The following is an 8,567-nucleotide window of genomic DNA, read 5'->3' as shown; positions in this document are numbered from 1 at the left end:
CATAACCCGAAGGTCGCAGGTTCAAATCCTGTCCCCGCAACCAATGGTCTGGTAGTTCAGCTGGTTAGAATGCCTGCCTGTCACGCAGGAGGTCGCGGGTTCGAGTCCCGTCCAGACCGCCATTTTTTATAAAATGAATAAGCTAAGAATAAATTTATTATGGGTCGGTAGCTCAGTTGGTAGAGCATTAGATTGAAGCTCTAAGTGTCGGCGGTTCGATTCCGTCCCGACCCACCATAATAATTTTAATGCCGGTGTAGCTCAGTTGGTAGAGCAACTGACTTGTAATCAGTAGGTCGAGGGTTCGACTCCTTTCGCCGGCACCAGATTTATTCGGAGAGGTAGCGAAGTGGCTAAACGCGGCGGACTGTAAATCCGCTCCTTAGGGTTCGGCAGTTCGAATCTGCCCCTCTCCACCATTTTTTCATTTCTACAGGGGCATAGTACAAAGGTAGTATAGAGGTCTCCAAAACCTTTGGTGTGGGTTCGATTCCTACTGCCCCTGCCAATTAAATACTATATAAATTAAAATTATGGCGATTGTGGTGAAGTGGTTAACACACCGGATTGTGATTCCGGCATTCGAGGGTTCAATTCCCTTCAGTCGCCCCATTTTTTTATTTATAGTTTTTCAATAAAATATAGTAAGATCTATTATTACGGCGATTGTGGTGAAGTGGTTAACACACCGGATTGTGATTCCGGCATTCGAGGGTTCAATTCCCTTCAGTCGCCCCATTATTGGGGTATAGCCAAGCGGTAAGGCAACGGATTTTGATTCCGTCATGCCCTGGTTCGAATCCAGGTTCCCCAGCCATTTTTATTTTTTATAGCAATGCGGAAGTAGTTCAGTGGTAGAACATCACCTTGCCAAGGTGGGGGTCGCGAGTTCGAACCTCGTCTTCCGCTCCATTTTATTTTAATATCGTGATGGCGGCATAGCCAAGTGGTAAGGCACAGGTCTGCAACACCTCTACCACCGGTTCAAATCCGGTTGCCGCCTCCATTTTTTACTTTTACATACTATTGTGCCGATGTGGCGGAATTGGCAGACGCGCACGACTCAAAATCGTGTTTCCTTGTGAAGTGTCGGTTCGACCCCGACCATCGGTATCTAACATATGAGACAGTCCTTGATTATTCAAGGGCTGTTTTTTTGTTCTTATTATAATAGGTTAATACTTATTTTAAGGCTCTTTGTCAAATGACGTTGGTGAAGATATTCAATTGAATAAAAGAGTCGACTAATTTGAGCGAGTTGCGTTTCATTTATGAAACGTGGCTCGCTCTTTTTAGTTTGAAATGAATGAAAATACGATTTCGATAGTTAAAGAAGTTGGTTTACATCTGGGCTAAATGAAAAAAGGTGAATGAAATTCCAATTTCATTCACCTCAACATTTGACACAGAGCAAAAAAGAACGGAAAATAAACAAAAGGATATATGCTGAACTAGAAACCTTAAATTTCAAAGGGTCCCGGATCGTCTCATACTTTATTAAAGAACGGTGCGAAGGTAGAGAAGATATTGAACATAAAACCACAGATAAAACTATGTTTTTACATCCGCCTGCAGAAGCATAGTTAGGTTTTGGATTAATGTAAGCTGTACAAGTTGGAAAGTGTCGTGATATTCACTGTCTTTCAGTAATGATGCTTATTCAATTCCATTACCTGCTGAAAATCAAGAATGTCTTTTATATGGATTCAGGAAAATATTTTAGCAGTTAGACGGCATACTAAGAAAAATACGAATTGATAACATGGTCACTGCGGTCACTAAATCCAGAAATAAGTTATGCTTAGCTGATATGAATGAAATATATACAGACATCCCTTTTGAAAATTCTACTCAATTTTTAGATGAGCTGTTTCAAAAGGAATTTCAATTCAGAGAAGAAGCTAAATCAGAATGTCTAATGAAGAAAATACTTTTTTCATTTCAATGGAATGAGCAAATTATGTACTTTACTCTTGCAAAATACACTGATGATATTCTACAATGGGCATTAATTTAAAAAGAACATATACATATCAATAAAACCTTATTTAAGTAGATAAAAAAATTAATAATAGTAAAATAATCATGTAAGTAAGATAGTAGAGCATGAGCTAAACACAAGAAATATTATGAATGAAAGAGTTATCATTTTACCGTTAATCCCTTGATCATCAAGCCTAGCTTGTTATCAAAAGTAACAGGACAAGAAAAAATATTTATCACATAAGAAATTAGCCGATATGTTTGAATCATTTCATTGAGGGAATGAGGTGTATTCTTGGTTATGTGCGTAGTGCAAAAGATGATGTATCGTATTAAGTTTTATAATTTAATAGGAAGGAGACTTTAATATGAAAAAATCAGTATTAAAAATGGCTTCAGGTGCATTGGTAGGCATTGGTTTATTTGCGTTGATTCTGAGTGGCCAATCACAAATTGGACAGGCAAGTTCATTGGATATTCAACAGGGTGTCCCAACTAAACAACAGATGCAAGATTCGATAGAAAATCAAAAACTACGGGATTTATTGAAATTACAAACACTTATTCCTGGAAAAAGAGAGCCGGTTGTTTGGGCAAATGATCTCATTAAAAAATTACAAGAAGAGCAGAAAAATAGCCTTAGAAATATGAGGTAACCTAATATATTTGAGGAATTTAAATCTGAATCGAAATACCGAATAGAAAACACTTTTTAAAAGTGGTCTATTCGGTATTTTATTTTTTTTCTATTATATTCAAATTATAAAAACACTTTTAAATTATAAAAATTAGGGAATACACCTATATGACATTAATATTCACTATTATTTGTTAATTAAGTTCTTTTAAAAGGGGGATAATATGAAAAAATTTATTAGTATCTTTTGTAGTTTTCTTATTGCAAGTACGTTATTCATGGATTTTTTTGTACCGAAGGCAGATGCATTGGATTTTAATGGGGATCCATATGTGACTAATATTGAAATGAAAACACCAGAGAATACAACAATTGTTAATGGTGGCACGATGGAAGTGAATAAAACTTATAAATTACATTATGATTGGAAAATTCCTGATGGTAAGTACAATAAGGGCGATGTATTAAATTTTTCAATTCCGAAAGAATTTATTATTGTAAATAATTTTGCTTTCGAATTGTCTAATAATGGTCAAGTTGTTGCTTTCGCTAAAATATTAGGAAATTCAACAAGCTTTTATTATATTAGTATGGAATTTACGACGAATTATGTGTCGACACATTCTAGTGTGACAGGAGCTTTTGACTTACAATACAAATTAAACGAAAGATTTATAAAGGAAGGGAATAATGCATTACAATTTCCCCCGGATAAAATCGTTAATGTGGATATCCCAAAAGTTGAAGAAGGTGGTGGAGGAGGAGGAGATGGTTCCGGTGCTGGTAATCCAACAAATAATTATAAAACAGGAGAATTTAAAAATGAAGTATTAAAAAATCCAATTACGGGAGAATTTGATACGCCCGCCAAATTAATGAACTGGGATATTTCACTTGGGAAATCAACACTCTTAGGACGTGCTTCGTCATTTGACGAAATTGATTCTATTACAATTGAAGATAAGCCAGTGGACCAAGAGCTTATTCCAATTGGTTTTTTTCAAAAAGGGCGTCCCAATGCATATGGGTATGAAAAAGGATTTTACAATAAGATTAGCTTCTCTTATCAAGATGTGCCTCAATCAAGGATGAATATGAAACAAAATCCAGTTGGTAAGTATTATGAAAGTTTTAAAATGAATATTTTACCGACTATACGAGATTTTGAAAAAAGAGCTAATGATAATAATGATGTTTTCCGCCAATATAGCCTTGAATATTATACAAAACCTTTAGAATATGTTCCTGAAGACCGTGATTTTAAAAATAGTGCGATGATTACGATTAATTATAAAAATGGTCCTCCAGAGAGTTGGACACTGGAAAGTACTTTACAATGGTCAACGGGTTCAGGATCAATAACGGGAGCTACTGCTGGTGTTGAGATGAAAAAAGTAGATGCAACAACAAATACAGGATTAAGTGGTGCTATATTTGATTTGTACCGCCTTAGTAGATCAGGTGAATATGTCAAATACCAAGAAAACCTCACATCGGATCGTAATGGTGTTGTCAAAACAGATAAATTAATTACAGGTAATTATTATTTCCAAGAGACAAAAGCTCCTACAGGTTATCAGTTAACTACAGATAAAAAATATTTTGAAGTGAAGACAGAAGATTTAGGAACGAATCAAGTAATCAATATTGGTACACTAAAAAATAGTCCGGATACGACGACTATTTCAGTCATAAAAAAATGGGATGACAATAAAGATCAAGATGGATTACGTCCTGAATATATAATGGTAGATTTATTGGCAGACGGGGTAAAATATTTGGAGGAAGAATTAACAGCGGGTGATAATTACAGTCATACATGGGAAAAACTACCGAAAACAAAAGATGGTAAAGAAATTAAATATACTGTAAAAGAACAAGAAAAAATACCAAACTATACGATGAGTATAGTGGAAAATCCAAATGGTGTGTTTACTATTACGAATAAACATATTCCAGAGCTAACGGAAATCATGGGAGAAAAAATTTGGAGCGATCAAAACGATCAAGATGGCATAAGACCAACAGAAATAAAAGTTATATTATTAGCAGATGGTGATATAGTCAAAGAACAAACAGTTCAAGCAGATACAAATGGTAAATGGTCTTATAGTTTTGATGCATTACCAAAGTATGAAGATGGTGAATTAATAGAATATGATGTTGTAGAGGAGTTAATTCCAGATTATTCTATGACACAAGAAGGCAATAATATAAGAAATACTAAAACACTGGATAAAACGGCAAGAACGGTTATTAAAATATGGGAAGATGAAGAAAATCAAGATGCACAACGTCCAGAAAGTATTGCGGTTGAGTTATATAAAAATGGTGTGGCAACGGGTAATAAAGAAAATCTTACAGAAAAGAATAATTGGACCCATACGTGGCAAGATTTAGATGTCAATGAGAATGGTGAAAAGATTGTTTATACAGTAGGAGAAGCAAATGTACCGGGTTATCCAAAGGTGGAAGTGGACTCTAGTTCGATTCCGGGGACAATCATTCTTAAAAATATCCGTGTACCAGATACGACAGAAATTAATGGCGAAAAAACATGGAATGATAAAAACAATCAAGATGGTAAACGACCAAATCAGATCCAAGTGAATCTAATGGCTAATAATGTATTAGTTGATCAGCGATTGGTGAGTGCCTCCGATAATTGGAAATACGAGTTTACTGATTTACCAGTGAATCAAGACGGTAAAAAAATTGTGTATACAGTGACGGAGGATCCAGTTCCAGGATATGATGGGGTAATAAATGGTACAAACCTCACAAATAGCTATACACCAGAAAAAACAGAATTGACGGGTAAAAAAACATGGGATGATCAGGATGACCAAGATCGTATTCGCCCAGATTCAGTTGAAATTCAATTAGTTGCAGATGGTGTAGCAACGGGAGATAAAACAACTGCTGAAAAAGATGAATGGACATATGAATTTAAAAATTTAGATAAATATAAAAATGGGAATCTTATTAAATATACGGTGAAAGAAACGCCGATTGAAGGGTATACACCTATCTTTAACAATCAAAATATTATCAATAAGCATACACCTGAAACGGTTGATCTTGCCGGTGAGAAAAAATGGCAGGATGGCAACAATCAAGATGGAATTCGCCCAGAAACAATACGTGTTAACTTATATGGCGATGGTATGATTGTCGCACAAAGAACGGCTACGGCAGCAACTAATTGGGCATATGAATTTAAAAATCAACCGAAGTATGATGAAGGGCAAGAAATTAAATATACAGTAAAAGAAGAACCAGTACCAGGTTATACAACAACGATTAATGGTTTTAATGTGATAAATAGTTACAAGCCAGAAACAACGATTGTCAAAGGGCAAAAAACATGGGTAGATGGAGAAAATCAAGATGGTATCCGTCCACTGGAAATAATTGTGGAGTTATATGGGAATGGTGTGAAAGTAGACCAAAAATCTGTTACGGCACTCGATCAATGGGCATATGAATTCACTGATCTACCGAAGAATAAAGAAGGAAAAGAGATTATTTACACAATAAAAGAAGAACCAATACCAGGGTATACCGTGGCAATTGATGGCAAAGACATCAAAAATACACATAAACCTGCGGAAATTGCGATTAAAGGTAAAAAAACATGGAGTGATGCCAATGACCAAGATGGGAAGCGAACGGAACAAGTCATCGTTAACCTCTTGGCAAATGGGAAGCAAGTAGATGAACGAATTGTCACCGCAGATGATAATTGGACCTATGAATTTACGAACTTACCGAAATATGAAAAGGGTGTAGAAATTGAATATGATGTCACGGAAGAATTAGTAAAGGATTACTCTACTTCTTATGATGGCACAACTATTCTAAATTCATATACCCCTGGTAAAACAGCACGTACGGTATTAAAGGTTTGGAATGACCAAAATAATCAGGATGCCATTCGTCCAGAAAGCATAGATGTTCAATTGTATGAAGATGGCAATAAATTAGGTTCACCAGTGAAATTGGATGAAAAGAATGACTGGAGTTATACGTGGAAAGATTTAGATGAAAGAAAAGCTGGTAAAGACATTGTGTATACAGCAAATGAAATAGGTGCACCGGCTGAATACGAAGTAGTATTGGATAATGAAACGACGCCTGGTACTATTGTCATTGCCAATAATTATACGCCGGAAACAGTCGAAGTAGGCGGCGAGAAAAAATGGGATGATGCGAATGACCAAGATGGAAAACGAACAAGTAAAGTGATTGTTAACTTAATTGGTGATGGTGAATTAGTGGCTGAAAAAGAAGTGACTGCGGATGAGAATTGGCAATATGAATTCACCAATTTACCAAAATATGATCAAGGTATTGAAATTGAATATAAAGTAACGGAAGAACTTGTGAAGGATTACTCTACTTCGGTGGACGATACGACGATTACCAACGCGTATACGCCTGGTAAAACAGCACGAACCGTCATGAAATTCTGGGATGATGAAGAAGATCAAGATGGCAAACGTGCGGACAGTATTGACGTACAATTGTATGCTAATAATCAACCCTATGGTGAAAAAGTAACGCTAAATGAAGAAAATGATTGGGTCTACACATGGGAAGATTTAGATGAAATGAAAGATGGTAAAAAGATTGACTATCATGTGAAAGAACTCCGTGTACCAAATGCATATGAAGTGGATATTAATAATGAAACAACACCTGGTACATTTATTATCGTGAATAAATATATACCAGAAGAAGTTGATATAAAGGGTTCAAAAAAATGGGCTGATCACAATAATCAAGATGGCAAACGTCCATCAAAAATTACGGTGAATCTATTAGCAGATGGTGAAAAAATTGATGAGCAACAAGTAACATCAAAAGATAAGTGGCAGTACACATTCGCTCAATTACCGAAATATCGTGATGGTTCACTGATCGCATATACCGTCACAGAGAATCATGTGAGTGGCTATACAACCGCTATTAAGAAATATACGATTACGAATCAGTATACGCCAGGTAAAACAAGCGCTACTGCGATTAAACGTTGGGAAGATAACAAAGATCAGTATGGTAAACGCCCAACATCGATTGCGGTACAACTATATGCCAATGGGAAAAAACAAGGCAGTAAAGTAAAATTAAATGATGACAATAAATGGCGTCATACGTGGAAAAATTTAGATGAACGAAGTAAAGGACAGAAAATTAAGTACACGATAAAAGAAGAAACAACGATTAAAGGGTATACAGTGAAAATCGATCAATCAAATATAGGTAGTATGATAATTACGAATAAATATACGGGAAAATCGGGCAGTATTGTAAAACCAAATAAACCGAATAAACCATTACACCCAATTAATCCAATAGTTCCGCTTAATCCGCTGAAACCGAATCTACCAAATATAGATTCAGTGAACAGCTTGGGGACGGTTCCCAATATACTTTCTAAAAACAAGTTACCAACGACGAATCCTTTAAAACTTCATGGTTTAAATCTGGGTAATCCCGATGATATCATAAAAGAAAAAACAGCTAAAAAAGGCTTCCTACCACAAACAGGTGAACAAGCTATTTGGTGGTATGGAACAGGTGGAGTTCTTTTAATTATGATATCGATTTGGTTATTTACTAAGAGAAGACAACGTAAATCTTTTTAAGGTAAATAGAGTATAAAAGGCTTATAAGAAGATATCTTAAACTTCAATGCGAATAGTGCATTGAAGTTTTTTGTATCTATTAAATAAGAAAGAACGCCAAATAATGATAGAGGAAATGGAGCTAAATTCACTCATATAAAAGGGCTCATCCTCTATTATTTGTTTTGCCATCAAGTCACGTCATCATGTTAATCTCTTTCATTACTTTATATGTGTAAAAGAAGCTAGATGTTAACATATAGCTGACATATTAATGGAATAATATAGAGCGATGAAGAGGTGGCTAATATGAAAAT

At 35.4% G+C, this 8,567-nt stretch carries 2 protein-coding genes and 11 tRNA genes; all 13 read left to right on the top strand.

What is annotated here, in order from left to right; all coding sequences use genetic code 11:
* Positions 1–45 precede the first annotated feature (45 nt).
* Positions 46–122: transfer RNA gene (locus DEX24_RS15440), tRNA-Asp, on the top strand.
* Between the two features lie 39 nt (positions 123–161).
* A tRNA-Phe gene (locus DEX24_RS15435) sits at positions 162–237 on the top strand.
* Positions 238–250: 13 nt separating this feature from the next.
* A tRNA-Thr gene (locus DEX24_RS15430) sits at positions 251–326 on the top strand.
* Between the two features lie 9 nt (positions 327–335).
* Positions 336–419: transfer RNA gene (locus tag DEX24_RS15425), tRNA-Tyr, on the top strand.
* A 15-nt stretch (positions 420–434) separates the two neighbouring features.
* Positions 435–508 (top strand) — tRNA-Trp (locus tag DEX24_RS15420).
* A 28-nt stretch (positions 509–536) separates the two neighbouring features.
* A tRNA-His gene (locus DEX24_RS15415) sits at positions 537–612 on the top strand.
* A 50-nt stretch (positions 613–662) separates the two neighbouring features.
* Positions 663–738 (top strand) — tRNA-His (locus tag DEX24_RS15410).
* 4 nt (positions 739–742) lie between these two features.
* Positions 743–817, top strand: a tRNA-Gln gene (locus DEX24_RS15405).
* Between the two features lie 20 nt (positions 818–837).
* Positions 838–912 (top strand) — tRNA-Gly (locus tag DEX24_RS15400).
* A gap of 20 nt (positions 913–932) precedes the next feature.
* A tRNA-Cys gene (locus tag DEX24_RS15395) sits at positions 933–1,006 on the top strand.
* A 24-nt stretch (positions 1,007–1,030) separates the two neighbouring features.
* Positions 1,031–1,113: transfer RNA gene (locus tag DEX24_RS15390), tRNA-Leu, on the top strand.
* Between the two features lie 1,238 nt (positions 1,114–2,351).
* The gene (locus DEX24_RS15375; protein WP_109307286.1) at positions 2,352–2,639 is read left to right on the top strand and encodes a hypothetical protein; all 288 of its coding nucleotides are present in this window, start codon (positions 2,352–2,354) and stop codon (positions 2,637–2,639) included.
* Positions 2,640–2,844: 205 nt separating this feature from the next.
* Positions 2,845–8,271: a Cna B-type domain-containing protein gene (locus DEX24_RS15370; RefSeq protein ID WP_109307285.1), complete on the top strand. Its 5,427-nt coding sequence runs from the start codon at positions 2,845–2,847 to the stop codon at positions 8,269–8,271.
* Positions 8,272–8,567 lie beyond the last annotated feature (296 nt).

The sequence above is a fragment of the Kurthia sibirica genome, from assembly GCF_003143975.1.
In the GTDB taxonomy this organism is placed as follows: Bacteria; Bacillota; Bacilli; order Bacillales_A; family Planococcaceae; genus Kurthia; species Kurthia sibirica.
This window is presented reverse-complemented; position numbering and strand designations above follow the sequence as displayed.

Excerpts from the sequence above, each read along its gene's own strand:
- DEX24_RS15375 (WP_109307286.1), top strand. The coding sequence starts at position 2,352 with ATGAAAAAATCAGTATTAAAAATGGCTTCAGGTGCATTGGTAGGCATT.
- DEX24_RS15370 (WP_109307285.1), top strand. The coding sequence starts at position 2,845 with ATGAAAAAATTTATTAGTATCTTTTGTAGTTTTCTTATTGCAAGTACG.